Origin of the sequence: Pseudomonas canadensis, from assembly GCF_000503215.1 — a bacterium.
Taxonomy (GTDB): Bacteria; Pseudomonadota; Gammaproteobacteria; order Pseudomonadales; family Pseudomonadaceae; genus Aquipseudomonas; species Aquipseudomonas canadensis.
On sequence record NZ_AYTD01000016.1, the window covers coordinates 119,726 to 143,074 of the forward strand.

General features: G+C 60.7%; 21 protein-coding genes and 1 pseudogene. 6 read left to right on the forward strand and 16 right to left on the reverse strand.

Annotation, left to right across the window (positions count from 1 at the left end; all coding sequences use genetic code 11):
* Positions 1–13: 13 nt before the first annotated feature.
* A complete protein-coding gene (locus tag U367_RS0117675) occupies positions 14–553 on the reverse strand; it encodes an ankyrin repeat domain-containing protein (protein WP_028618011.1) in 540 nt (179 codons plus the stop codon).
* A 106-nt stretch (positions 554–659) separates the two neighbouring features.
* Positions 660–2,201, reverse strand: coding sequence for a catalase KatB (katB, locus tag U367_RS0117680; protein ID WP_028618012.1), 1,542 nt, complete (start codon positions 2,199–2,201; stop codon positions 660–662).
* A gap of 287 nt (positions 2,202–2,488) precedes the next feature.
* On the opposite strand from katB, the gene mscL reads away from it, so the two are divergent.
* Positions 2,489–2,908 carry a large-conductance mechanosensitive channel protein MscL gene (gene mscL, locus U367_RS0117685; RefSeq protein ID WP_010206685.1) on the forward strand — a complete coding sequence of 140 codons (420 nt, stop codon included), beginning with the start codon at positions 2,489–2,491 and terminating at the stop codon, positions 2,906–2,908.
* Positions 2,909–2,953: 45 nt separating this feature from the next.
* On the opposite strand, the gene U367_RS0117690 is transcribed toward mscL, so the two are convergent.
* Positions 2,954–3,730, reverse strand: a complete 777-nt coding sequence (locus U367_RS0117690; protein WP_028618013.1) for a ferredoxin--NADP reductase — start codon at positions 3,728–3,730, stop codon at positions 2,954–2,956.
* Positions 3,731–4,128: 398 nt separating this feature from the next.
* Here U367_RS0117690 and U367_RS01000000130195 point away from each other — a divergent pair.
* Positions 4,129–4,839: pseudogene (locus U367_RS01000000130195) on the forward strand (helix-turn-helix transcriptional regulator).
* A gap of 157 nt (positions 4,840–4,996) precedes the next feature.
* Complete coding sequence (locus tag U367_RS0117700) at positions 4,997–6,121, forward strand: methyltransferase (RefSeq protein ID WP_028618014.1); 1,125 nt, start codon at positions 4,997–4,999, stop codon at positions 6,119–6,121.
* Between the two features lie 79 nt (positions 6,122–6,200).
* Here the strand turns inward: U367_RS0117700 and U367_RS1000000131020 are convergent, their stop codons facing one another.
* From U367_RS1000000131020 to U367_RS0117715, 3 genes are read right to left on the reverse strand one after another with little or no spacing between them, the layout of a single operon-like run.
* Positions 6,201–6,368 carry a DUF2474 domain-containing protein gene (locus U367_RS1000000131020; protein WP_068931979.1) on the reverse strand — a complete coding sequence of 56 codons (168 nt, stop codon included), beginning with the start codon at positions 6,366–6,368 and terminating at the stop codon, positions 6,201–6,203.
* Positions 6,369–6,380: 12 nt separating this feature from the next.
* Positions 6,381–7,388 carry a cytochrome d ubiquinol oxidase subunit II gene (gene cydB, locus U367_RS0117710; RefSeq protein ID WP_028618015.1) on the reverse strand — a complete coding sequence of 336 codons (1,008 nt, stop codon included), beginning with the start codon at positions 7,386–7,388 and terminating at the stop codon, positions 6,381–6,383.
* A 1-nt stretch (position 7,389) separates the two neighbouring features.
* On the reverse strand, positions 7,390–8,832 hold the full coding sequence (locus U367_RS0117715; protein WP_028618016.1) for a cytochrome ubiquinol oxidase subunit I: 1,443 nt from the start codon (positions 8,830–8,832) through the stop codon (positions 7,390–7,392).
* A gap of 318 nt (positions 8,833–9,150) precedes the next feature.
* On the opposite strand from U367_RS0117715, the gene U367_RS0117720 reads away from it, so the two are divergent.
* Positions 9,151–10,392, forward strand: coding sequence for an MFS transporter (locus tag U367_RS0117720; protein ID WP_028618017.1), 1,242 nt, complete (start codon positions 9,151–9,153; stop codon positions 10,390–10,392).
* Here the strand turns inward: U367_RS0117720 and U367_RS0117725 are convergent.
* From U367_RS0117725 to U367_RS0117740, 4 genes are all read right to left on the reverse strand, one after another.
* A complete protein-coding gene (locus U367_RS0117725; RefSeq protein ID WP_028618018.1) occupies positions 10,389–12,572 on the reverse strand; it encodes a xanthine dehydrogenase family protein molybdopterin-binding subunit in 2,184 nt (727 codons plus the stop codon). The two genes, U367_RS0117720 and U367_RS0117725, sit on opposite strands and share 4 nt — an antisense overlap.
* Positions 12,569–13,558: an FAD binding domain-containing protein gene (locus U367_RS0117730; protein ID WP_028618019.1), complete on the reverse strand. Its 990-nt coding sequence runs from the start codon at positions 13,556–13,558 to the stop codon at positions 12,569–12,571. Before U367_RS0117730 ends, U367_RS0117725 begins: the two co-directional genes overlap by 4 nt.
* Positions 13,555–14,061 (reverse strand): (2Fe-2S)-binding protein, encoded by a 507-nt coding sequence (locus U367_RS0117735; protein ID WP_028618020.1) that lies wholly within the window; start codon positions 14,059–14,061, stop codon positions 13,555–13,557. Before U367_RS0117735 ends, U367_RS0117730 begins: the two co-directional genes overlap by 4 nt.
* A gap of 96 nt (positions 14,062–14,157) precedes the next feature.
* On the reverse strand, positions 14,158–14,604 hold the full coding sequence (locus U367_RS0117740; RefSeq protein WP_028618021.1) for a DUF4879 domain-containing protein: 447 nt from the start codon (positions 14,602–14,604) through the stop codon (positions 14,158–14,160).
* Between the two features lie 173 nt (positions 14,605–14,777).
* Between U367_RS0117740 and U367_RS0117745 the strand changes: the two genes are divergently transcribed.
* Positions 14,778–16,073: an NCS2 family permease gene (locus U367_RS0117745; RefSeq protein ID WP_028618022.1), complete on the forward strand. Its 1,296-nt coding sequence runs from the start codon at positions 14,778–14,780 to the stop codon at positions 16,071–16,073.
* The gene (gene trmA / locus U367_RS0117750; RefSeq protein WP_028618023.1) at positions 16,070–17,149 is read left to right on the forward strand and encodes a tRNA (uridine(54)-C5)-methyltransferase TrmA; all 1,080 of its coding nucleotides are present in this window, start codon (positions 16,070–16,072) and stop codon (positions 17,147–17,149) included. Before U367_RS0117745 ends, trmA begins: the two co-directional genes overlap by 4 nt.
* Here the strand turns inward: trmA and U367_RS0117755 are convergent.
* The 6 genes from U367_RS0117755 to U367_RS0117780 all read right to left on the reverse strand — a co-directional run bounded on the left by U367_RS0117755 (position 17,132) and on the right by U367_RS0117780 (position 23,315).
* The gene (locus tag U367_RS0117755; RefSeq protein ID WP_028618024.1) at positions 17,132–17,602 is read right to left on the reverse strand and encodes a DUF2442 domain-containing protein; all 471 of its coding nucleotides are present in this window, start codon (positions 17,600–17,602) and stop codon (positions 17,132–17,134) included. The two genes, trmA and U367_RS0117755, sit on opposite strands and share 18 nt — an antisense overlap.
* The gene (locus tag U367_RS0117760; RefSeq protein WP_025858936.1) at positions 17,599–18,027 is read right to left on the reverse strand and encodes a DUF4160 domain-containing protein; all 429 of its coding nucleotides are present in this window, start codon (positions 18,025–18,027) and stop codon (positions 17,599–17,601) included. The genes U367_RS0117755 and U367_RS0117760 overlap by 4 nt, the downstream gene beginning before the upstream one ends.
* Positions 18,028–18,161: 134 nt before the next feature.
* On the reverse strand, positions 18,162–19,478 hold the full coding sequence (locus U367_RS0117765) for a TolC family outer membrane protein (RefSeq protein ID WP_028618025.1): 1,317 nt from the start codon (positions 19,476–19,478) through the stop codon (positions 18,162–18,164).
* Positions 19,475–20,800: an HlyD family type I secretion periplasmic adaptor subunit gene (locus U367_RS0117770; protein WP_028618026.1), complete on the reverse strand. Its 1,326-nt coding sequence runs from the start codon at positions 20,798–20,800 to the stop codon at positions 19,475–19,477. The genes U367_RS0117765 and U367_RS0117770 overlap by 4 nt, the downstream gene beginning before the upstream one ends.
* On the reverse strand, positions 20,797–22,533 hold the full coding sequence (locus tag U367_RS0117775; RefSeq protein ID WP_028618027.1) for a type I secretion system permease/ATPase: 1,737 nt from the start codon (positions 22,531–22,533) through the stop codon (positions 20,797–20,799). Before U367_RS0117775 ends, U367_RS0117770 begins: the two co-directional genes overlap by 4 nt.
* Before the next feature lie 161 nt (positions 22,534–22,694).
* The gene (locus U367_RS0117780) at positions 22,695–23,315 is read right to left on the reverse strand and encodes a heme acquisition protein HasA (protein WP_028618028.1); all 621 of its coding nucleotides are present in this window, start codon (positions 23,313–23,315) and stop codon (positions 22,695–22,697) included.
* Positions 23,316–23,349 lie beyond the last annotated feature (34 nt).

Below are 23,349 nucleotides of genomic sequence, written 5' to 3' on the forward strand. Positions count from 1 at the left end.
CCGCGATGATAGCTCAGCGCGGCGCCGGGGTCCGGATTTCACCGCTGGCCAATCGTGAAGCGCTGTTGCCGATCGGGTCTTCGGCGTTGAGGTCGGCGCCCTTGGCCTTCAATTCATCCAGCAACTCGAGCCGCTTGAACAGCCCGGCATACATGGCCGCCGTCTGCCCGGCGCCGTTGCGTTGGTCGGGGTTGCAGTCGGTCGCTAGCAGGCGTTTGGCGATTTTCAACTCGCCCTTGAAGATCGCGCCCATCAGCGCCGTGTTGCCGCGCTTGTCCTGCACGCAGGCGTCGGCTCCAGCATTGAGCAAGCGCTCCACGAACGGGCCCTGGCCGTGGTAAGCGGCGAGGATCAGCGCGGTGTAGCCCTTGTCATCCTGGGTGTTGAGGCTGTAGCCAGAGTCGATAAAGGTGTTGAGCATGTCGAGGTCGCCTCGTCGGGCGGCGTCGAAATAGTAGTCCTGTAGTTGTGCCTTGAGCTTCGCAGGGTCGGCCGGTTCGGCCCACGCGCCGAACGCCAGGCATGCCAACACAGCGCCTATGAAAATTCGCATAGCCAATCCTCCGTATTACCCCCCTTTGTAGGAGCCGGCTTGCCGGCGATGGCGTATTCGAGGACGTCATCGCCGGCAAGCCGGCGCCTACAGGGGGGTTGCATGGTCAGTCGGTGAGTTTGTCCGCCAGCGCCTTCACGCGCGCCAGGTCACCCTTGGCAACCTTGGCCACGCCGGTGCCATATTCCGGGTCGGCCTTGTACAGGAACGACAGGATGATGTGCTTGCTCTCGTCATCGGTGGTCGCCAGCGAGCCACCAAAGTTCTCGATCAAGTCCTGACGCTCCTTCTTCGTGAAGGAGCGGTACAGATCACCGGCCTGCTTGAAGTTCTGCTCGCGCTGGATCTTCGCCTGCTGGGTGCTGCCCGACAGGGTCGACTGGCTGTAGCGCGCGGTTTGCGGCTCGTCCCGTGGCAGCAGACGGCTTGGCTGGTAGTTCACGCCAGTGGTGGTCTTGCCGAAGTTCATCGCGCCGTCCTGGTTACCGTTGTTGACGGTCACCCGTGGGGCGTTGATCGGCAGTTGCAGGGCGTTGGCGCCCAGGCGATACATCTGGGTGTCGGCGTAGGAGAATACGCGGCCTTGCAGCAGGCGGTCCTCAGACGGCTCGATGCCCGGCACCAGGTTGGCCGGGGCCATGGCCACTTGCTCGGTTTCCTGGAACACGTTGGCGGGGTTGCGGTTCAGCACCATCTGCCCGACTTTGCGCTCAGGCACATTCGGCCAGATCTTGGTGGCGTCCAGTGGATCGAAGTCGAACTTGGCCAAGTCCTCAGGCTTGAGCACCTGCACGTACAGGTCCCACTTGGGGAAGTCGCCCTTGTTGATATGCGTGACCAGATCGTTGGTCATGTGGCTGTAATTACGGCCCTGCACTTCGGTGACTTGCTTGGGATCAAGGTTCTTGATGCCTTGCAGGCTCTTCCAGTGGAACTTGACGTAGTGCACCTCACCCTTGGCGTTGATCAGCTTGTAGGCATGCACGCCGTTGCCGTCCATTTCCCGATAGCTGGCCGGGGTGCCGGAGTCGGAGTACAGCTCGGTCAGCGTGCGCGTGGACTCTGGCACATGGGAGAAGAAGTCGAAGCGACGGGAATCGTCATCCAGGTTGGTACGCGGGTCCGGTTTGAAAGCGTGGACCATGTCCGGGAACTTGATGGCATCGCGGATAAAGAACGTCGGGAAGTTGTTGCCCACCAGGTCCCAGTTGCCATCGGCGGTGTAGAACTTGGTGGCGAAACCACGCGGGTCGCGCAGGGTTTCCGGGGAGTGGTTACCGTGGACCACGGCGGAGAAGCGCACGAACACCGGGGTGGCTTCGCCGGCCGCGAACACCTTGGCCTTGGTCAGGTCGCTGAGGGTGTCGGTGACGGTGAAAGTACCGTGGGCGCCGGTACCACGGGCGTGGACCACGCGCTCAGGGATGCGCTCGCGGTCGAAGCGCTGCAGCTTCTGGATCAACTGCACGTCTTGCAGCAACACCGGGCCATTGGCGCCGGCGGTCTGCGAGTTCTGGTTGTCACCCACCGCAGCACCGTTGTCGCGGGTCAGGTTGGCGGCGTGTACGGACAGGGAAAGCAGGCTGGCGGTCGCCAGTACCAGCGCGTATCGCGCTGAAACAGGCGCGCGGCTCATTGGATTCTTCATCGAGGTTTCCTCTGTTTTTTTTAGTGCACATTCAGTTGTGCTTGCCAGAGGCTAGTGACCCGAGAGTCAGAAGATAAATAGAAAACTCACAACAACCCGATTAACAAAATAATCTGTTAAGTCACTGATATCAGGCGTATTTCGCGCGCGACTGGTGGCACTTTGCAAACTATTTGCGTTTTAATGTGTCGATAAAAACTAACAGTGTTAACGGTTGTGTCGGGCAAGCCCGCTACGACTGTCTTACACTGAGTCCCACCCTTCTCATCTGTAACAAGGAATAACCTATGGGCGTGATCAGTGAGTTCAAGGCCTTCGCGGTCAAAGGTAATGTGGTCGACATGGCCGTCGGTATTATCATCGGCGCAGCCTTCGGCAAAATTGTTTCCTCGTTTGTAGGCGACGTGGTGATGCCGCCAATCGGTCTGTTGATCGGTGGCGTGGACTTCGGTGACCTGGCGATAACGCTCAAGGCAGCACAGGGCGATGTGCCTGCGGTGGTGCTGGCCTACGGCAAGTTCATTCAGAGCGTCATCGACTTTGTGATTGTCGCGTTCGCGATTTTCATGGGTGTGAAAGCGATCAACCGCCTGAAGCGTGAAGAGGCCGTGGCGCCAAGCCTGCCGCCGACGCCGACCAAGGAAGAAGTGTTGCTGGGTGAGATCCGCGATCTGCTCAAGGCACAGAATGACAAGCCGCGCCTGTAAAGACCGGCTTGAGAAAAAAGGCGCCTGCTAGAGGCGCCTTTTTTATTACCAGTAGTTTTCCACCGCGACTTGGCCGGGGCGACGGCTCAAGCTCAGGTTCATGTCACGCTGCTTGAGCAATTGGCGTGTGTCATCGACCATCTGCGGGTTGCCGCAGATCAGCACGCGCGAATGCTCCGGGGTCAACTCGACGCCGGCTGCACGCTCAAGCTCGCCATTTTCGATCAGTGTGGTGATGCGCCCATTCAACGCGCCAGGATGCTGCTCACGAGTGACGGTGGGAACGTAGGTGAGTTTGTGTGCGTATTCGGCGAGGTATTCAAGCTCACCCAGTTCCTTGATCAGCGTCTGATACGCGAGTTCCTTGGCTTCCCGTGCGCTGTACACCAGGATGATGCGCTCGAATTTCTCCCAGACCTCGAAGTCCTGCAGGATCGACAAGAACGGCGCCACCCCGGTGCCCGTCCCCAGCATCCACAAGTCGCGGCCATCCACGAAACGGTTCAAGGTCAGGAAGCCCGTGGCCTGGCGCTCAACCATCAAGGTATCGCCTACCCTCAGGCGGCTCAGTTCGCTGGTGAACTCACCCCCGGGGACGACGATCGAGAAGAAATCCAGATGCTCGTCAAACGGTGAGGACACCAGCGAATAGGCGCGCCATACGGTGCTGCCGTCCGCCTTGGTAACCCCCAAACGCACAAACTGCCCCGCCGTGAAACGAAAGCCCGCATCGCGGGTAGTGCGCAGGGTAAACAGGCTGGGGGTCAGCGATTGCACGTCGAGCAAGGTCTGGCGGGTAAATTTCTCAGCGCTGGCGGTCATGGGGGGCTCCGTTCTACAGGTGCCCTAGTGTCCCTCAAAGTGACGAGCGCAAACACCGCTGATTTGTACTGGCATTCGCGCTTGTCAAGGCGTCGGTATATGGACCGAGACTAACCATTTGGCTATTAGCAAACACTAAGTGACCTATCAGATGATGCAGTGTTTTTAATAGCCATCAATTTGACAGCACTGACAACTCTCTAATTTGTATTAAAAAGATTAAACACGCGCGCAACCTATACAAACTTTTACTCTTTGCACAACGCGGGACTTCTTCAAAACAAAAAATTTTTAACTTTTTTCACTTAAATATGTAGGCCATATCCTACAATCAGTCTCGTGCAGCTGCGGGGGTAAGGACGTACCCGCAGCCAGTAGCATCTCATGGAGAGTGACCGATGATTAGCTGGCGCAATACAAGGCTCCCAAAACTGGAAGGCGAGAACCAGATAACCAGTGTTTTTGAAATGGCCCTCAATCACACGTTAGAACTTGGCTTCCAATTTTGTTCCTTTACGATGAGTTCTCAACTACCCAATAACCAAACGAAACCAATTCACATAAATAACTATCCGAATGAATGGAATGATATCTACAAACAAGCACACTTTTTCGATGTAGACCCGGTTGTAGCCCACTGCAAACGTTGCGTATTGCCCATCCTCTGGGAAGAAAAGGCATTTGGTGCCGCGCCCAGTTTATGGCAACTGGCCCAATCCCATGGCGTACACCTAGGCTGGACTCAAGCAGTACATGATTTCCAGGGTGTCTTCAGCATGCTGACCTTGGGCCGTAGTAAAGGTGAAGTCAGCCCGGAGGAGTTGTATGAAAAAGCCGGCCAGGTGCTGTGGCTGTGTCATGCCCTGCATGCGGTGGTGGCACAGAAATTTGCCGACGAACCCAGTTTCAAAGAGCCATGCAAGCTGACCCCGTGAGAAACAGAAATCCTCAGATGGTCAGGTTTAGGCAAGACCGCCGCAGAAATCGCCACAATCCTGTGCCTGTCAGAGCGTACGATAGGGTTTCACATCGCCGGTGCACTCAAGAAACTGGGGGTCAATAACAAGATCGCCGCAGTCCTCAGGGCATCCCAAATGGGCTGTTTTTAATCGCCTGGAAACACCGCATGTAATCCCTCTGGAAAAAAAGTAACATTTACAGTCAATTCTGAGTGTTGATGCTGCCCCCCGGCCCGCACCGTAGTTCACTCAGAGGGTTCTGCAGCGATTGCAGAACTCCCATCGACGACCCAGAGCCTCCCCCGCCATGCCCCTGCTCGAAAGCCCCTTCGCCCAACTCGACCTGATCCGTCAGCCAGAGCAACATAACGATCCTCTGCAAGCCTTCGATGCCGCCGACGAATACCTGCTCAACCATCTGGCCGAGCAGCAACCGACTGCTGCGACTCGCGTGCTGGTGCTCAATGACAGCTTCGGCGCGCTGGCGGCCAGCCTTCAGGGGCAGGTTCAGGTCACGTCCAGCGGTGATTCGTTCCTGGCTGCTCAGGGCCTGGAGAAGAACCTGGTACGTAACGGCAAGGCGTTTGATGCAGTGGCATTCATCCCCGCCAGCCAGGTTCCGGCTGGGCCTTTCGACTGTGTGCTGATCCGCGTACCGAAAACCCTGGCGCTGCTGGAAGAGCAACTGATCCGCCTGCAGGGACAACTCGCGCCCGGAGCTCAAGTTATCGCCGGGGCGATGATCAAGCACTTACCTAGGGCCGCTGGCGAATTACTGGAGCGTTACATCGGGACGATGCAGGCGTCGCTTGCGGTGAAAAAGGCGCGACTGCTGATTGCCACGGCGCAAGAGCGCCCGGCAGCCAGCTCGCCCTACCCCACCCGCTACACCCTGGACACGCCGGCGATCGAAGTGCTGAACCACGCCAACGTGTTCTGCCGCGAAAGCCTGGACATCGGCACCCGCGCGTTCCTGCCCCACCTACCGAAAAACCTGGGCAACGCCCGTGTCGCGGACCTGGGCTGCGGCAATGGTGTCCTGGCGATTGCCAGCGCACTGCAAAACCCCGAAGCGCATTACACTTTGGTGGATGAGTCCTATATGGCCGTGCAATCGGCGGCCGAAAACTGGCAAGCCGCTCTCGGGGCGCGCGACGTAGTCATACGCGCCGCCGATGGCCTTGCCGGCCAGGAACCCGGTTCACTGGACGTCGTTCTGTGCAACCCACCCTTCCATCAACAACAGGTGGTCGGTGACTTCCTCGCCTGGCGCATGTTCCAGCAGGCGCGTGAAGCGCTGGTGGTGGGCGGTGCCCTTTTTATAGTCGGCAACCGCCATCTGGGTTATCACACCAAACTGGCGCGCTTATTCCGGGGTGTCGAGCAAGTCGCCACCACGCCAAAGTTCGTGATCCTCAAAGCCCGTAAATAAACCCCGTAAATAAAAAAACCCTGCTTCTCTCGCGAAAAGCAGGGTTGGAAAGCCGAGCCGTCAGGCCCGGATCGGGATGTCAGTGGGTGGTCAAGCCGGCCGCATTCATGAACATGCGCATCAGGCTGGCCACGACAAACAGGGCCAGCACGCTGCCGGTCCAGATCATCACCAGCCACCCCAGGCGCCGCCACAACGGCTGTTTCTCGGCCTGTTCGATCTCGTGCAACGAAGGTTTGCCGGACATGAAACGCCCCTCCTAGTGATAACCGTCTTCGTGGGTGACCTTGCCGCGGAACACGTAGTAGCTCCAGAAGGTGTAGCCCAGGATGAACGGGATGATGAACAAGGTGCCGACCAACATGAAGCCCTGGCTCTGCGGCGGTGCGGCGGCGTCCCAGATCGACACGGAGGGCGGAATGATATTCGGCCACAGGCTGATGCCCAAGCCACTGTAGCCCAGGAAAATCAGCACCAGCGTCAGCAGGAATGGCGTGTAGTGCGCATTACGCGCCACCGCGCGGATCAGCCCGTACATGGTCACAAGCACCAGGATCGGAACCGGCAGGAACCAGAACAGATTCGGCAGGGTGAACCAGCGCGAGGCGATTTCCGGGTGCGTCAATGGCGTCCAGATGCTCACGATGCCGATCACCGCCAACACCACAAAGGCCAGTGGCCGTGCCAGGTCGTGCATCTTTTCCTGCAACGGGCCTTCGGTCTTCATGATCAGCCAAGTGCAGCCGAGCAAGGCATAGGCCACGATCAGCGCCACGCCACAGAACATCGTGAACGGCGTGGCCCAGTCCAGTGAACCACCGGCAAACTGGCGATTCACCACGGGAATGCCGTCGATAAACGCCCCCAGTGCCACGCCTTGGAAGAACGTCGCCGCCAGCGAACCGCCGATAAACGCCTTGTCCCACAGGTGACGCTTATGGTCCTTGGCCTTGAAGCGGAACTCGAACGCCACGCCACGGAAGATCAGCCCGATCAGCATCAGGATCAGCGGCAGGTACAGCGCCGACAACACCACCGAATAGGCCAGCGGGAATGCGCCAAACAACGCCGCGCCGCCCAATACCAGCCAGGTTTCGTTGCCGTCCCACACCGGGGCCACGGTGTTCATCATCACGTCACGGTCGGTCTTGCCGGGGATAAACGGAAACAGGATGCCGATACCCAGGTCGAAGCCGTCCATGACCACGTACATCATGATGCCGAAGATAATGATCACGGCCCAGATCAGCGGAAGATCAATACCCATCTCAATGCCCCTTGTGCTGGATGTGGGTGCGGTCGTCATCGTTGCCATCATCATCGGCGGCGGACAACGGACGGGCCGGTGTGCGTTTCTGGCCAGGGCCACCGTGGGTTGGCTCGGTGCTTTCGTGGGTCACAGGGCCTTTGCGCACCAGGCGCATCATGTAGCCCAGGCCTGCGCCGAACAGCGCGAAGTACACCACCACGAACAACACCAGGGTGATCGTCATCTGCGCCAGGCTATGCCCGGATGAAGCATCCGCCGTGCGCATCAAGCCATACACCACCCACGGCTGACGGCCGATCTCGGTGGTGAACCAGCCGGCAAGAATCGCGATCAGGCCCGACGGCCCCATCCACAACGCCAGGTAGAGGAACGGTTTGGATGTGTACATCTTGTCGCCCCGGCGCAGCCAGAGGCTGAACAGACCGGTGAAAATCATCAGGAAGCCCAGGCCGACCATGACCCGGAACGACCAGAACACGATGGTCGAGTTAGGGCGGTCTTCCGGTGGGAATTCCTTGAGCGCCGGCACTTGTTTGTCCAACGAGTGGGTGAGGATCAGGCTGCCCAAGTACGGGATCTCGACGGCGTACTTGGTCCTTTCCTCCTTCATGTCCGGCCAACCGAACAAGATCAATGGCGTCGGTTCGTTGCCGATGTTTTCCCAGTGACCTTCAATCGCGGCGATTTTCGCCGGCTGGTGCTTCAAGGTATTCAGCCCGTGGAAGTCACCGATCACCGCCTGGATAGGCGCGACGATCAGGGCCATCCACATGGCCATCGAGAGCATTTTGCGGATCGCCGGGTTGTCCTTGCCGCGCAGCAAGTGCCAAGCCGCCGAGGAGCCGACGAAGAACGCAGTCGCTACGAACGCCGCCGTGGCCATGTGCGCCAGGCGATAAGGGAACGAGGGGTTGAAGACCACGGCGAACCAATCGGTCGGGATCACACGGCCATCAATGATTTCAAAGCCCTGTGGCGTCTGCATCCAGCTGTTGGACGAGAGGATCCAGAACGTGGAAATCAGCGTACCGACGGCCACCATCACGGTGGAGAAGAAGTGCAGATTGCGCCCCACCTTGTTCCAGCCAAACAGCATTACGCCCAGGAAACCGGCCTCGAGGAAGAAGGCCGTGAGCACTTCGTATGTAAGAAGCGGCCCGGTGACGGCGCCAGCGAAGTCTGAGAAACGGCTCCAGTTAGTGCCGAACTGGTAGGCCATGACCAACCCGGAGACCACGCCCATGCCGAAGTTGACGGCAAAGATCTTCGACCAGAAATGGTAGAGGTCACGGTAGGTGTCGTTGTGCGTCTTGAGCCACAAGCCTTCCAGCACCGCGAGGTAACTGGCCAGGCCGATGGTGATCGCCGGGAACAGGATGTGGAAAGAGATGGTGAACGCGAATTGAATTCGGGCGAGATCTAGCGCCTCCAAACCGAACATAAGTCTTCCTCTGTCAGGTAATACCGGCTGCTGGCGGGAGCCTGCACCCACTGCCCCCACGGATATGGAGTCTGGCGAATTTCAATTCGTTTCTTTTTTTAACCCACCGCGTAGGGAATCTGGCCCTAAGGCCGCCAGATCGATGCCCAGGCGGACATTGATCTGGATCAAGCATTGCTGAAAGAGTAGTCCCATTTTCGGGATTGAACTGTGTGGTCTTTTGCCGCGTGACAGACTGCCTCAGATCAGTTCTTGCAACTATCTGTTACAACTTGATGATAATCTCGGCGCTCCCTCCGGCCCTGACCTGAATCCCCGATGCCTAGTGAACCCGCGTTGTTGTTGCGTAACCACCGCCCTTTCATCGCGTTCTGGCTGGCGCGCATCTTTACCGCCAGCGGTTTTCAGATGCTCACGGTGGCTATCGGTTGGAACCTCTATCAACTGACCGGCAATGTGCTGGACCTGGGCTTGGTCGGCCTGGTGGAATTCGTGCCTCGCGTACTGTTCATGTTGCACACCGGGCATGTGGCAGACCGCTATGAACGGCGCAAGGTCGCCGCCATCTGCCAGACCGTGCAGGCACTGATTGCCTTGAGCCTGGCCATCGGCGGGCTGACCGGCAATGTGACCCGCGAGATGATCTTCATCCTCGCCTTCCTGCTCGGTGCCGCGCGTTCGTTTGAAATGCCCACCACCCAGGCGATGCTGCCCAGCATCGTCCCCAGCATTTTATTCCCGCGAGCCGTGGCCTCCTCGCAGTCGGCCCAGCAACTGGCAACCATCGTCGCACCCGCCCTCGGCGGTTTGCTGTACGCGTTTGGCAGCGTCTGGGTCTATGGCCCCACGGTAGTGCTGTACCTCATCGCCTGCATGCTGACCCTCAACCTGCCCGCCCGCCAGACACCACTCAACAAAGGCAAGGCCACCTTGGATTCTCTGCTGGCTGGTATCCGCTTCATCCGCAGCCGCCCGGATATCCTCGGTGCCATCTCGCTCGACCTGTTCGCCGTGCTGCTGGGTGGCGCCACCGCGTTGCTGCCGGTGTTTGCCAAAGACATCCTGTTGACCGGCGCCTGGGGCCTGGGCCTGCTGCGTTCGGCGCCGGCGGTGGGCGCGTTATTGATGTCGCTGTGGCTGGCGCGGTTTTCCGTGGACCGCCATGTGGGCCGCGTGATGTTCACGGCCGTCGGCGTGTTCGGCGTGGCGACCATCGCCTTTGGCCTGTCCACCTCGTTCTGGTTCTCCCTGGCGGTGCTGGTGGTGCTGGGCGCGGCGGACATGATCAGCATGGTGATCCGCGCCTCGTTCGTGCAGCTGGAGACGCCGGATGAGATGCGCGGGCGGGTCAGTGCGGTCAACGGCCTGTTTATCGGCGCGTCCAACCAGTTGGGCGAGTTCGAATCCGGGATTACCGCCCACTGGTTCGGCACCGTGCCCGCCGTGGTCATGGGCGGGATCGGTACGCTGGTGGTGACCGGGGTCTGGATCAAGCTGTTCCCGACCCTGGCCAACCGTGACCGCATGCATGTGCCCGTGGAAGAACAAGCGAAGGTCTAGAGCACCTTGTCGAGGGTGATGGGAAACTCTCGCACCCGCTTGCCGGTGGCGTGATAAATCGCATTGGCCACCGCCGCTGCCACCCCGACGATACCGATCTCCCCAACACCCTTGGACCCCAGGGCGTTGACGATCTCGTCGTGTTCTTCGACAAACACCACGTCAATGTCGCCAATATCGGCGTTAACCGGAATGTGGTACTCCGCCAGGCTGTGGTTCATGTAGCGCCCCAGCTGATGGTCGATCTGGGTTTCTTCATGCAATGCCATGCCGATGCCCCATACGACACCGCCGACGATCTGGCTACGGGCCATCTTCGGGTTGACCACACGTCCGGCGGCAATCGCGCTGACCACCCTGCGGACCTTGATGGTGCCCAGGTCTTCGTCCACTTGCACCTCGACGAAGACGGCTGAGTGAGTGGCGGTGCTGTAGCCCTCGCGTTTTTTGTCGGGCTCACTGTCGACCTGCACTTGCAGCGCGTCTTCGCCGCTGTCCTTGACCAACTGCGCCAGCGACACACTCACGTCGCCGGTATGCAGTAGACCGTCTTCGAAGCGCACGGCTTCGGCGTCCTTGAACACCGGGTAAGTCTGCCGTGCGATGTTCAGCAGCTTGGCATTCAAGGCCTCGCAGGCTTGCTGCACGGCAGTGCCGACGGAGGACACCGTGAATGAACCGCCCTGCAACGGCGCGGTGGGCAATGATGAGTCGCCCAGCAGAAACGCCACATCTTCCACCGCCACACCGCTGGCCTGCGCCGCGATCTGGGTCATCACCGTGTACGTACCGGTGCCGATATCGGTGGTGGCGCTGCTGACGGTCAGTTTGCCCTGCGCATCGATGTGCGCCTTGGCGCTGGCCTTCATCTGCATGGCTTCCCACACGCCGCCGGCCATGCCCCAACCGATCAACTGGCGGCCGTCGCGCATGCTGCGCGGTTCCGGGTTGCGCTGGCCCCAGCCAAAACGCTCGGCGCCTTCGCGGTAACACTCGCGCAGGGCTTTGCTCGACCAGGGCTTGTCTTCGTTCTGGTTGCGCTCGGCGTAGTTGATCAGCCGCAGTTGCACCGGGTCCATCCCCAGTGCGCAGGCCAGCTCGTCCATGGCGCACTCCAGGCCGATCACGCCGAGGGCGGCGCCCGGCGCGCGCATGTCCAAAGGCGTGAACACGTCCAGGGGCACCAACTTATAAGTAAGCTGCACGTTGTCGCAGTGGTAGAGCATGCCGCTCCATTCCACGACGTGTTCACTGAAGTCTTCGAAACGCGAAGTCTGGCCAATGGCGGTGTGCCCCAACGCCAGCAGGCGCCCATTAGCGGCAGCGCCGAGTTGCAGGCGCTGCAGAGTGCGCGGGCGATAGCCGAACGTGAACATTTGCTGGCGAGTCAGCGTTACCCGCACCGAACGCTTGAGCGCCAACGAGGCCATCACTGCCAGCGGCAATTGGTACTGCGGACGCAGGCCGGAACCAAACGCGCCGCCGACAAACGCGGCAAAGATGCGCACCTGGCTTTTCTCCAGGCCGAAAACTTTTTGCACATAGGCCTGACAGTTCTGCGGGCCCTGGGTCTTGTCATGGATATGCAGGGTGCCGTCCGGCTGATACAGCACCGTGCTGGCGTGGGGTTCCATCGGGTTGTGGTGTTCGATGGGCGTGCTGTAGTGCACGTCCAGGCTGACGGCCGCGTCGATCCATACTGCCTGGAAGTCACCGCGGGGTTTGGGCGGGGTTTGCGGCGAGGCGTGAGCCTGTTGCTGCATGGCCAGCAGGTCGGTTTCGAAGGCTTCGGTTTCGTACTCGATCTCCACCAGAGAGCCGGCATGCCGCGCCAGCTCAAGGTTGTCGGCGATCACCAGGGCCAGGGGCTGGCCGCTGTACAGCACGCGGTCGTTGTAGAGCGGACGAAACGGCGAGCCGTCGGCGGCGTCGGCGTCCTGGAAAGCGTCGTCGTAGCTGGCGATTCTTGGCCGGTTGAGGTGATCAATTACCGCCACCACCCCCGGCAGCGCCAACGCCCTGGAAGCGTCGATACGCAGCACGCGGCCCTTGGCGACGGTGCTGGACACCACGCTGCCATGCAGCAGGCCGTCCTCGGGAAACTCACCAGCGTAACGCGCTTTGCCTGTGACCTTGAGCAGACCGTCGACCCGGTCCAAGGGTTTGCCGATGGTGGTCATGGGCGTTCTCCTGCAACAGCGGCGTCACTCAGGGCACGAATGATGCCCCGGCGCGCCAACTTGATCTTGTAGCCGTTGTGTTCCAGAGGTTCTGCGTCTTGCAGCAGCGCGTCGGCGGCGTGGCTGAAGGTTTCGCGGCTGACGAGCTGGCCGATCAGCGCGGCTTCCACCGCGCGATCACGCCAGGGTTTATGGGCTACGCCACCCAGGGCCAGACGTGCGTCGACGATACGGTCGCCGTCCAGCTCCAAAGCTGCAGCGACGGACACCAGGGCGAACGCATAGGAAGCGCGGTCACGAATTTTCAGGTAGTTGCTGTGGTTTGCCAGATTGTCGGCGGGCAGTTCGATGGCGGTAATCAGCTCATCGTCAGCCAATTGGTTGTCACGCTGCGGCGCATCGCCGGGCAGGCGATGGAAGTCGGCAAACTCGATAACGCGAGCACCTGCACGTCCTTCCACATGCACCCGCGCTTCCAACGCCGCCAACGCCACGCACATGTCGGAAGGGTGCGTCGCGACGCACTGTTCACTGGCGCCAAGGATGGCATGAATGCGATTCAGACCAGTGCGTGCCGGGCAGCCGCTACCGGGCTCGCGTTTGTTGCAAGGCACCGTGGCGTCATAGAAGTAGTAGCAACGGGTGCGTTGCAACAGGTTGCCGCCGGTACTGGCCATATTGCGCAACTGCGGCGAGGCACCAGCGAGGATGGCCTGGGACAGCAATGGATAACGTTGTTCGATCAGCGGGTGCCAGGCCAGGTCGGCATTGCTGACCAGGGCACCGATCAACAGTCCGCCAGCGGCGGTTTGCTGAATGTCATGCAGCGGCAGGCCGGTGATATCGATAAGGTGATCGGGGCGACTGATGTTTTCTTTCATCAGGTCCAGCAGGTTGGTACCCCCGGCAATAAAACGCGATGCAGCGCTGCTGAGGTGCACGGCCTCCTGCACGCCGGTCGGCCTGCTGTAATGGAAGGGGTTCATGATTTGCCCTCCAGGACTTCCTCGATGGCATCGCGGATATTGCTGTAGGCGCCACAGCGGCACAGGTTGCCGCTCATCAGTTCCTGGATTTGTGCGGTGTCGTGGGCACGGCCTTCATTGGCCAGGCCCACGGCGGAACAGATCTGGCCGGGGGTGCAGTAGCCGCACTGGAAGGCGTCGTGCTTGATAAACGCCTGCTGCATCGGATGCAGTTGGTCGCCGTCGGCCAGGCCTTCGATAGTGGTCAGCTCAGCGCCGTCGCACATCACCGCCAGGGTCAGGCAGGCATTGATCCGCTTGCCATCGCGCAACACCGTGCAGGCCCCGCATTGGCCGTGGTCGCAGCCTTTTTTGCTGCCGACAAGGTCGAGTTGCTCGCGCAGAAGGTCGAGCAATGTGGTCCAGGGCAATACATCCAGTTGGCGATCCTGGCCATTGAGGCTCAGACGTATCGAGTGGCTGACGAACGGTTGGGCCGCCGCGCCATTGGGGGTTGCGCTCATAAACACCTCACGGGTTGGTGGACATCCGCGGCGTTCAGGGAAATCGCCGTCTCAGGGGTACGACTTCCCGGGGTAATGAGCGTTCAAGGTGATTGATCAGCGGATATTGAGCAGCGTCGTCAGGGTGTTCTGCGGGGGGTTGATCGAGGAATTGCTGTATTGGAACCAGCCCTGGGCCTCCACGTTCAGGTCAAACACATAGATGTAGCCCATCAGCGTGCCGGCCCCATTGCAGGCCTCGCTGATGTTGCCCACCTGGCAGACCGCAGTGCGCTGCCCATTGAGCTCTGCGCCATTAAAACGGCCCATGGGGTTGTTGCCCAGGCCGACTTCCATGACTGACACCTTGGTAGGCCCACGGTGCGTACACATCTGTGTGCTCTGCGCGCGCTCGGGGATGCTTTCCTTACACGCTGCCGACTCGACCTGGAACACACGCACTTCGCTCAACGGCGGTGCAGCTGCGCCCCAGGCCGGTGCTGCGCCGAGCAACAGGCTGATACAGGGGATCAGGGCTAGACTCCACGGGCTGGCGTTTTTCATGCTGCAAATGACCTTGGTTTAAACGTCGGCGCAGTATGCCTCAAGGCCTCGGCTGCTGGTATGATGCGCCGCTTTTTCCGATCCTCTCTGAAACCACAGGCGCTTGGCGCAGTTTGTGCTTTGACTTAGAGGTCAACAAATCACGACGCCACAGCGCGTCACTGGGAGCAGGCATGCTGGAAAAGCTGTTTCAACTCAAGGCACACAACACCAACGTGCGCACCGAGATTCTCGCGGGCATCACGACATTCCTGGCCATGGCCTACATTCTATTCGTGAACCCGAGCATCCTCGGCGAGACCGGCATGGACAAAGGCGCGGTGTTCGTCGCGACCTGCCTGGCGGCCGCCATCGGTTCGACCGTGATGGGCCTGATCGCCAACTACCCGATTGCCCTCGCGCCCGGCATGGGCCTCAACGCCTTCTTTACCTACACCGTAGTCCTGCACATGGGCCATACCTGGCAGGTTGCGCTGGGTGCGGTGTTTATCTCGGCGGTGCTGTTCTTCCTGCTGTCGATTTTCCGTATTCGTGAATGGATCATCAATGCTATCCCACTGCCGCTGCGCTCGGCGATTGCCGCCGGTATCGGCCTGTTCCTGGCATTGATCGCCCTGCATAACGCCGGGATCGTGGTCAGCAACCCAGCCACCATGGTCGGCCTGGGCGACCTGAAACAACCTGCGCCGATCCTGGCTACCCTCGGTTTCGTGCTGATCGTTGCACTGGAGGCCCTGGCCGTGCGCGGTGCGGTGCTGATCGGCATCCTGGCGGTGACCATCGCCTCCATCGTATTGGGCTTCACCCCGTTCATCGGTGTGACCTCGGTACCACCGTCCTTGGCCCCGACCTTCCTGCAGCTGGATATCAAAGGCGCGTTGGATATCGGCTTGGTCAGTGTGATCTTCGCGTTCCTGTTCGTGGACCTGTTCGATAACTCCGGCACCCTGATCGGCGTGGCCAAGCGTGCCGGCCTGATGGGCAAGGACGGCCATATGCCAAAAATGGGCCGTGCACTGATCGCCGACAGTACCGCCGCCATGGCCGGCTCACTGCTGGGTACTTCGACCACCACCAGCTACATCGAATCGGCTGCGGGCGTGAGCGCTGGTGGCCGTACCGGCTTGACCGCCATCGTGGTCGCGGTCCTGTTCCTGCTGGCGTTGTTCTTCTCGCCACTGGCCGCCAGCGTACCGGCCTACGCCACCGCGCCAGCACTGCTGTTCGTGGCGGTGCTGATGACCCAGGGCCTGGCGGAAATCGACTGGGACGACATCACGGTTGCAGCGCCAGTGGTGGTCACCGCCCTGGCAATGCCTTTCACCTATTCCATTGCCAACGGCATCGCCTTCGGTTTCATCGCCTGGACCGCCATCAAGCTGCTTTCGGGCCGCTACCGTGAGCTGAACCCGGCACTGGTGATTCTGTCGATTCTGTTTGTGATCAAGCTGGGCTGGTTCAACGCATGACTTTTGACGCCGCAAGCTACACCGCTCAACTGCAAGACAAGGTCACGCGTTTGCGTGACCTTCTGGCCCCGTTCGACGCGCCAGAGCCGCAGGTCTTCGACTCGCCGCTGCAGAACTTCCGCCTGCGCGCGGAGTTCCGCCTGTGGCGCGAAGGCGGTGAGCGCCACTACGCGATGTTCTCCCAGGACGACAAGCGCACGCCGATCCTGATCGAAGAATTCCCCATCGCCAGCCTGCGCATCAACCAGTTGATGCCGCAACTCAAGGCCGCCTGGCAAGCCAGTGCAGCCCTGAGCCACAAGCTGTTCCAGGTGGAGTTCCTCACCACCCTGGCCGGCGACGCGATGATCACCCTGTGCTATCACCGCCCGCTGGACGAGCATTGGCACACCGCCGCAAACCAGCTGGCGGCTGACTTGAATGTCAGCATCATCGGCCGCTCCAAGGGCAAGCGCGATGTGATTGGCCATGACTACGTGGTGGAAAAACTCGACGTCGGCGGCCGCACTTTCAGCTACCGCCAACCTGAGGGCGCCTTCACCCAGCCCAACGGCACGGTGAACCAGAAGATGCTCAACTGGGCTTATGAAGCCCTGGGTGATCGCCCGGATGATCTGCTGGAGTTGTATTGCGGCAACGGCAACTTCACCCTGCCCCTGGCTACGCGTGTACGCAAAGTACTGGCTACCGAAATCAGCAAGACCTCAGTGAATGCAGCCCTGAGCAACCTCGATGAAAACGCGGTAGATAACGTCACGCTGGTGCGTCTCTCTGCCGAAGAACTCACCGAAGCGCTGAACGAAGTGCGTCCGTTTCGTCGCCTGCACGGTATCGATTTGAAGAGTTACGAATTCGGCAGCGTCTTCGTCGACCCACCGCGCGCCGGCATGGATCCGGACACCTGCGAACTGACCCGACGCTTCGACAACATCCTGTACATCTCCTGCAACCCGGAGACCTTGGCGGCGAATATTGCGCAACTGCACGACACGCACAAGATTACCCAGTGTGCGCTGTTTGACCAGTTCCCGTGGACCCACCATATGGAGTCTGGGGTGTTATTGACCCGGCGGTAACTCAACGTCCTCTGGTTCTTTCTTGCGCGGCCGTCCGCCCTTCTTGCCATTGGCGCGGGCGGCGGCGGCTTTGGCAGCGCTGCTTTTGCGGCCATTGCGCGAGGCGACCAGGCTGGTGGCCAGGTCCATCAGCGGTTTGCTGGTGGCGATCAGGCCCGTGACCGAAACATCCAGGTCCTGGGCCTCACAGCACAGCGCCTTGCCGCCAAAGCCGACTTCCAGTTGCGCAAAGTCCTCCAAGGAAAACCCCGCGAACTCGGGCAGGCCAGCCACCGGCAGTACAACGCGACTGCCGTCGCTGAAGCCGATGGAAATGCAGTTGTCTTCATAACGCACAGAACTGGCGCGGGCATAAAGGTGCCGTGTCTTGCGCCCTCGGGCTATCGCCTTTTCGACGTCGGCCTCAGTGAGTGGTTTATAGGGTACGGCTTTGGCTTTTACGATTTGCTTCATAGTTCAATCTCCACAAAACCCGGCGCCCTGACCAGGTTCAAAATTGTTTTCTGCCCCACAACATCGTGCCGGGCGCGCGCGATCACATAAACACCCGGCTGAATGATGAGCCCAGGCAACACCTCGCGCGCCTCCCAATCCCAGGAGTGATTCTCCAGGCAGACCGTCTGCAGGTATTCCCACCAGATCCTGCGTGCCCGCGCCAGGTAGTGCCGCTGCATGATCGCCCCGCGTATTTCTTTCAAAACCGCCATGGGTGGTTGCCGTCGCTCAGGCTCTACGTCCCACAACTCCACTTCCCCATGCAGAAAGCTGAAACGAAAACGCGCATCCCATTCGTTCCCCCACACATGCACATGGGGCGGGCAGTGCTCATCCCTGATAAACACCGAAATCACATATCCTTTGTAAGTGCCTACTCTCATCGTAACCCATCCGTTAGGTTATTTTCCGCCTGGTAACAATTTTCCTCTGTCACCCGACAACCGGCTCCATTTCCCGAAGCTGATTCACAGATTAGTAAGCACAAAAAACCCGGCGAATGCCGGGTTGTAACCACTCATGCCGAAGGCTGGAAATACCCCGCCAAGGCCCGCAAGTCCTGCTCGCTCAGCAACCCCGCGTAATACTTCAGCTGGATCCTCGCCAGCAGATACGCATGTCGCGCGTTTGCCAGGTCGCGGCGGGCGGTGAAGAGTTGTTGTTCTGCGTCGAGCACGTCGAGGTTGACCCGCTCACCGCCGGCCACACTCTTTTTCGTCGCAGCGACTAAAGCCGTGGCAGAGCTGACGGCCATTTCATAAGCACGCACTTTGGCCGCGCCGCTGGTGTTGAGGTTGAACTGTTTGCGCAACTCCACCAGCGTGGCCGAGGTTTGCGCGTCCAGCTCGTACTGGGCCTGGGACAGCTGGTTCGCCGCCTGCCGCGTGGAGGCCGATACGCCGCCACCGGCAAACAGCGGCAGGCTGACCTGGATGCCGACGGTGTTGGTGTCGTACTTTTGGTTGTAGCTGCTTTCCGAGTCGGAGTTGGTCTGGCGGCTGGTGGCGTACAGGCTGACCTTGGGCAGGTGACCAGCGCGTTTGCGCTCCACTTCATAGGAGGCCACGTCCAAGGCGTGGTGCTGGGATTTGAGTTCAGGGTTGTTGGCCATGGCCAGTTCACGCCAGGTCTCGAAACGGTTGGGCTCCAGGGGCGCAATCTCGAATTGGCGCGTCAGCGGCGCCAGTTCTTCGATTTGCAGCGGTTGGCCGACAATGGCTTCCAGCTCGCGCAGGGCACTGTCCTGGGCGTCTTGCGATTCGATTTCTTCGGCCTGGGCCAGGCTCAGCCGCGCCTGAGTTTCCAGCACATCGGTGCGCGTGCCTTCGCCGCCTTTGAGCAGGCGGTCATTGAGTTGCAGGCGCTCGGCATACGCGCGTTTCTGTGCACGGCTCAACTCGATACGCTCCTGGGCCAGCAACGCCTGGCTGTAAGCATTGAGCACCCGCACCGCCAGTTCCTGGCTCTTGCCGCGAAAGCGCTCGTCGGCCATCAACGCCTGGGCGGTGCCCTGACGAAAACGCGCGTAGGCTTCGTAATCCAGCAGCGGTTGCTGCAAGGTCAGGGTCGACGCATAACTGCGGTAATCACGGTCGCTTTTGACATCTCCCGCCGTCACTTCGGACTCGTTGCGCGAGTTGTTATAGCTCCACGACAAGTTCGGCAACAACGCGGCCCGACCGATCGCACGGTTTTCTTCACCGCCTTCACGCTCCTGTATCGCGGCCTGAAACGTCGGATCATTGCGTAGGGCCAAGTCGTAGGCATCCAGCAAACCCATGGCATGCGCCGCCGAGGAACAACCGAAACACAAGGTCAACAACAGCGCCTTCATTCTTCCACCAGGGCCATATGAGTGCGATCCATCAGGGGTTTGAACAGGTAGTTGAGCATCGAGCGCTCGCCGGTCTTGACGAAGGTTTCCACCGGCATGCCCGGGCGGATCTGCACGCCGTCCAATTGCTGCATGCCGGCCGCGCTGACTTGGGCGCGCAGCGTGTAATAGGGCTCGTCGGTGCGCTCATCGACCTGGCGGTCCGCCGAGACCAATGTCACCTCGCCGGCCACCCGAGGTGTGGTGGACTGGTTGAAGGCCGAGAACATCAGTTCCACCGGCAGGCCGGGGTGCACCTTGTCGACCATCTGCACCGGCACCCGCGCCTCCACCAGCAAGGGCTCGCCCTGGGGCACGATGTCCATCAGCGCCTGGCCGGGCTTGATCACGCCGCCTTCGGTGTAAACGTCCAACCCCACCACCACGCCGCTTGCGGGCGCACGCACCAGGCTGTTGGCCAATTCGAACTCGGCCGACGCCAGGCGATTGCGCAGGTCATCGCTGCGGGTGCGGGTCTCGGCCAACTGGCCGCGCAGGTCTTTCTGAAAGTCTTCGCCGAGCTGGCGGATGCGCAGGCGCAGTTCCATCACTTGGCGTTGCAGTTGGCCGATGCGGCCGTAGTCCTCGGCGATGGCGCCGTCGATCTGTGAGTACAGTCGCTCACTGTCGAGCAGGCGATTACGTGGAATGTACCCCTCGCGCGCCAACTCACGCAGGCCCTGCAGTTGCTCATTCAACGCCGCGCGCTGCTGGACTTTGCTTGCTTGCGAATCCCGCGTGCCCCGCAGTTGCGACTCGGCCCCGGCGATGGTTTCACGCAGGCCTTGTTGCTCGGTGGCCAAGGCCTGGGCGCGGCTATTGAACAACTGCCGTTGCAGGCTCAGGGTGGCCGCCGCCTCCGGATCGTTGAGCAATTCGGGGCCGAAGGTGATCGCCGACCACCCTTCACTTTCGGCACTCAAGCGCGCCTCGCTGGCCAGGGACGCCAGGTACTGGCTGCGCAGGGACTGCATCTGCCCGCGCAACGGGGTTTCCTTCAAGCGCAACAACACCTGGCCCGCGCTAACCACGTCACCGTCGCGCACGTCGATACGCTCGACAATGCCCCCGGCCGGGTGCTGCACGGTCTTGCGATGCCCCGACACCATGACCTTGCCCGGCACTGCCACGCCCTTGTCCAACGGTGCCAACGCGGCCCAGCCGAGGAAGCCGGCAAAACCGCCGAGTACCAACAGCCAGCCCAGGCGCGAGTACTTTTTGTCATCCAGCGCCAGCACGTTGCTTGGTGCGTCGCTGACCAACACAGGTTTGCTCTGGTTCATGCCTGTTTTCCTTCACCGAGGCGGTAGCTCATGCTCATGGTCGATACCGGCTTGGGCGCTGCCGGTTTCTGCCGTGCCTCCAGCACACGCGCCGTCGGCCCGAAGGCCTGCAGCTGACCTTCCTTGAGGATCAGCAACTGGTCGGTCAGTGTCAGTACGTTGGGTTTGTGGGTGATCAGGATCACTGTTCGGCGCTGCTGCTTGAGCTGGGTGATCGCTTGGAGCAGAGCTTGCTCGCCGACTTCATCAAGGTTGGCGTTGGGCTCATCCAGCACGATCAGCGCGGGCAGGCCGTACAGCGCACGGGCCAGCGCGACGCGTTGCTTCTGGCCACCGGACAGCCCGGCGCCGCCCTCTCCCAATTGCGTGTCATAGCCTTGGGGCAGTTGCAGGATCAGCTCATGCACGCCAGCCATTTGTGCAGCCGCGAGGACTTTATCCGCATCGACCTCAGCAAACCGCGCGATGTTTTCCGCGATGCTGCCGGCGAATAGCTGGATGTCTTGAGGCAGATAGCCGATGTGCGGGCCCAATTGCTGCTTATCCCACAAGGCCAGATCGGCACCGTCCAGCCGCACCTTGCCGGCCAGGGGCGCCCAAGCGCCTACCAGTATCCGCGCCAGGGTTGATTTGCCGCAGCCCGACGGCCCGATTACGCCCAGGACTTCGCCGGCGGCCAGATTAAAGCCCAGATTGGCCAGCGCGGGCCGACGGCTGCCGGGGGCACAGGCGCTGATTTGTTCGACGCTCAGTTGGCCTTTGGGCACCGGCAGCGCCATCCGCTGCGGGCGCGCGGGATTCGCCGCCAGCATCTGCGACAACCGATCGAAGGCCAGGCGCGCCGAACCCCACTGTTTCCACACGCCGATCAACTGGTCGATAGGGCTCAGCACGCGGCCCATCAGGATCGAGCCAGCAATCATCATCCCCGGCGTGATTTCGCCCTGCACTGCCAGCAGGGCGCCCAGGCCCAACACCAGGGATTGCAACGCCAGGCGCACGCCCTTGGACCACGCGGTAACGGTGGCGGTCTTCTCACTCGCCAGGTTCTGCTGCGCCAAAAACGCCTGATGCTGGCCGAACCAACGCGCACGCAACGTGGCGAGCATGCCCATGGCTTCGATGGTGTCGGCATTACGCAGGTTGGCCGTGGCCTGCTGGCTGGCGCTGATGGACAGTTGGCTGGCCAAGGCCATCGGCGCCTGGCTGACGTGATGGTTGACCCATGCCAGCACGATCAATAGCAGCGCGCCGACCAGCGCCAACACACCGAGCCAGGGATGGAACAGAAAAATCACCAGCAGGTACACCGGAAACCAAGGTGCATCGAAGAACGCGAACAACGCCTGGCCGGTGGCGAACTGGCGCAGCGTGGTCAGGTCATGCAACGCCTGGCCCGCCGCCTGGGTGCCGCCCTTGAGTTGCGCTTCGAACGCGGCGTCGTACACCCGCTGGTTCAAGCGCATGTCCATCTGCGTACCGAGGCGGATCACCACCTGGCTGCGCACCCATTCCAACGCGCCCATCAGGCCGAACAGGCCGAGGATCATCAGCGTCAGCATCAACAGGGTCATCTCATTGCCCGAGGCCAGCACCCGGTCGTACACCTGCAACATGTACAGCGCCGGAGCGAGCATCAGCAGGTTGATCACCGCCGAGAACAGGCCGATGTTGAAGAAGCCACTTTTATAGGCCGTGAGGGCGGCCAGGGTTTCGTTGCCGGCGTGGCGCATCTGGGGATTCTCATGGGGTTGAGCGGGCAGCGCCGCTGCGTTGACAGGCAAAGCGACGCTGCGCAGAATTCGGCACCGCCGTCGCTGAAGAGTTAGAAGGCTTGGCGACAGCGGTGTGTAAAACGGCGAATGGGAGAGCGATCTGCCATTCGCTTTTTTGCTTAAGCGGCCAGGGCGAAGTCCTGAGGCACATCTTGCACGCCCACCAGCGCCACATCGGACGCTGCGACCGCAGCCGAATCCACATGGGCCACACCGGCAGCCGCCAGTTGGTCGAACGTCGAGTTGATCGACAGGCTTGGGTCGATGTCCTTGAGCAGGGAGTCGATCGCCGACGCCAGTGCCGAGCTGTCGCCGCTCATCAGGCCGTACACGATTTTGTGCACCTGGCCGTCACGGCCTTCGGATTGCAGGCTCGACAGGCCCAGGTTGGTGAAGCTGACTTCCTGCTCGGCGAGGCTGTAGGTACCGCCGGCCGCACCGCCCGTCAGGACAGTGCCCAGGTCCAGGGAGTCGATCGAACCCCACAAGGTGTGCGACGGCGGATTGAACAAGGTGTAATGCAGGTCACCGTTAGCAACCACTGCCGCGTTGCTGACAGTGCTCGACACACCGTATTGGGTGCCGTCGAACGGGCCAGGATTGAAACCACCAGTGTTCGAACCTTCTTTGACCGAACCCTCACGGTGGTTCAGGTCACCAAAGTAAGCCGACCAGTCGCTCAGGTACTGGGCAACGGTGTTAGTGGCGTAGGCCGTGCTGTATGAAATAGAAATGCTCATGCAAAACTCCAAGTCATGGGGTGGTATCTCCACA

Coding starts and splice junctions, on each gene's coding strand:
- U367_RS0117675 (WP_028618011.1), bottom strand. CDS start 553: ATGCGAATTTTCATAGGCGCTGTGTTGGCATGCCTGGCGTTCGGCGCG.
- katB (WP_028618012.1), bottom strand. CDS start 2,201: ATGAAGAATCCAATGAGCCGCGCGCCTGTTTCAGCGCGATACGCGCTG.
- mscL (WP_010206685.1), top strand. CDS start 2,489: ATGGGCGTGATCAGTGAGTTCAAGGCCTTCGCGGTCAAAGGTAATGTG.
- U367_RS0117690 (WP_028618013.1), bottom strand. CDS start 3,730: ATGACCGCCAGCGCTGAGAAATTTACCCGCCAGACCTTGCTCGACGTG.
- U367_RS0117700 (WP_028618014.1), top strand. CDS start 4,997: ATGCCCCTGCTCGAAAGCCCCTTCGCCCAACTCGACCTGATCCGTCAG.
- U367_RS1000000131020 (WP_068931979.1), bottom strand. CDS start 6,368: ATGTCCGGCAAACCTTCGTTGCACGAGATCGAACAGGCCGAGAAACAG.
- cydB (WP_028618015.1), bottom strand. CDS start 7,388: ATGGGTATTGATCTTCCGCTGATCTGGGCCGTGATCATTATCTTCGGC.
- U367_RS0117715 (WP_028618016.1), bottom strand. CDS start 8,832: ATGTTCGGTTTGGAGGCGCTAGATCTCGCCCGAATTCAATTCGCGTTC.
- U367_RS0117720 (WP_028618017.1), top strand. CDS start 9,151: ATGCCTAGTGAACCCGCGTTGTTGTTGCGTAACCACCGCCCTTTCATC.
- U367_RS0117725 (WP_028618018.1), bottom strand. CDS start 12,572: ATGACCACCATCGGCAAACCCTTGGACCGGGTCGACGGTCTGCTCAAG.
- U367_RS0117730 (WP_028618019.1), bottom strand. CDS start 13,558: ATGAACCCCTTCCATTACAGCAGGCCGACCGGCGTGCAGGAGGCCGTG.
- U367_RS0117735 (WP_028618020.1), bottom strand. CDS start 14,061: ATGAGCGCAACCCCCAATGGCGCGGCGGCCCAACCGTTCGTCAGCCAC.
- U367_RS0117740 (WP_028618021.1), bottom strand. CDS start 14,604: ATGAAAAACGCCAGCCCGTGGAGTCTAGCCCTGATCCCCTGTATCAGC.
- U367_RS0117745 (WP_028618022.1), top strand. CDS start 14,778: ATGCTGGAAAAGCTGTTTCAACTCAAGGCACACAACACCAACGTGCGC.
- trmA (WP_028618023.1), top strand. CDS start 16,070: ATGACTTTTGACGCCGCAAGCTACACCGCTCAACTGCAAGACAAGGTC.
- U367_RS0117755 (WP_028618024.1), bottom strand. CDS start 17,602: ATGAAGCAAATCGTAAAAGCCAAAGCCGTACCCTATAAACCACTCACT.
- U367_RS0117760 (WP_025858936.1), bottom strand. CDS start 18,027: ATGAGAGTAGGCACTTACAAAGGATATGTGATTTCGGTGTTTATCAGG.
- U367_RS0117765 (WP_028618025.1), bottom strand. CDS start 19,478: ATGAAGGCGCTGTTGTTGACCTTGTGTTTCGGTTGTTCCTCGGCGGCG.
- U367_RS0117770 (WP_028618026.1), bottom strand. CDS start 20,800: ATGAACCAGAGCAAACCTGTGTTGGTCAGCGACGCACCAAGCAACGTG.
- U367_RS0117775 (WP_028618027.1), bottom strand. CDS start 22,533: ATGCGCCACGCCGGCAACGAAACCCTGGCCGCCCTCACGGCCTATAAA.
- U367_RS0117780 (WP_028618028.1), bottom strand. CDS start 23,315: ATGAGCATTTCTATTTCATACAGCACGGCCTACGCCACTAACACCGTT.